The 1,175-nt window shown below is 63.1% G+C and carries 1 protein-coding gene; it reads left to right on the forward strand.

Annotation, left to right across the window (positions count from 1 at the left end; translation table 11 throughout):
• Positions 1 to 90 precede the first annotated feature (90 nt).
• A protein-coding gene (locus tag IEX32_RS20350) for an IS630 family transposase (protein WP_268236777.1) occupies positions 91 to 1,163 on the forward strand; the annotation gives its coding sequence in 2 pieces (ribosomal slippage) (positions 91 to 571 and positions 571 to 1,163; 1,074 coding nt in all).
• Positions 1,164 to 1,175 lie beyond the last annotated feature (12 nt).

Genomic DNA, 1,175 nt, shown 5'->3' on the forward strand with positions numbered 1-1,175 from the left:
ATACCCGTGGCCTGATCGACTGACTCACGGAAGCTTGCGGTAGGTTTCGGACTATGATTCGCTGCTTTCCTCGCAAGTGAGGAGGAAGCGATGGCTGCACCGATCAGGATTACGCGTGTTGATTTGGACGCTGGGGGACTGCGCTTGGCGGCGCGGCGGTCGTCTAGCGTTGCAGCATCGCGGCGCATGTTGGCATTGGCGTTGGTGCTGGAGGGCAAATCGCGCACCGAGGCGGCGCAGGCTGCGGGCATGGACCGGCAGACGCTTCGCGACTGGGTGCATCGCTATAATGAGGAAGGCTTGGCCGGATTATCGGACCGGCATGGTGCTTTCGGCCCCAAGCGCCTGCTTTCACCCGAGCAGGAGGCAGAGGTGGCAGCGTGGGTTCGTGCCGGCCCTGACCTGGCCGAACATGGCGTCGTCCGCTGGCGCCGTGCCGATCTTGCTCGTGCGATTGAGGCCAGGTTCGGCATCGTTCTGGCCGAACGCACGGTGAGTACCGTGCTGCGTCGGCTCGGCTTTCGGCGCTTGGTCCCGCGACCGCGCCACCCCGGCCATGACGCTGCGGCGCAAGCGTCTTTCAGCGCGACTTCGCCGCCCTCATAGACACCGCGCTGCCAGAGCACGCCAAGACCAAACCGCTGGAGCTCTGGTGGCAAGATGAGGCCCGCATCGGACAGCAAGGCACTTTGACCCGGCTATGGGCCGAGCGAGGCTCTCGGCCTCCAGCGCCCCGCGACCAGCGCTATGCCTGGGCCTACCTGTTCGGCGCCATCTGCCCCGCACGCGGCACCGGCGCCGCACTCGTGCTGCCTTTCGCCAACGCCGAGATGATGAACCTGCATCTGGTCGAGATCAGCCTCAACGTGGCTCCCGGTGCGCATGCTCTTCTCGTCGTCGATGGCGCCGGCTGGCATCAAACGGGCGATAAACTGCGCCTCCCCGACAATATCACCTTGCTCCACCTGCCCCCATATAGCCCAGAGTTGAATCCAGTCGAAAACGTCTGGGCCTATCTGCGCAGCAACAAACTCAGCAATCGTGTCTTCGAAACCTACGATGCCATCGTCGATGCATGCTGCGACGCCTGGAACTGGCTCATCGCACAACCAGACCAAATCACTTCAATCGGTTCACGCCATTGGGCACAGGTCAATCAATGAAGCCGTGCGTAT

The organism is Novosphingobium endophyticum (genome assembly GCF_014640675.1).
In the GTDB taxonomy this organism is placed as follows: domain Bacteria; phylum Pseudomonadota; class Alphaproteobacteria; order Sphingomonadales; family Sphingomonadaceae; genus Novosphingobium; species Novosphingobium endophyticum.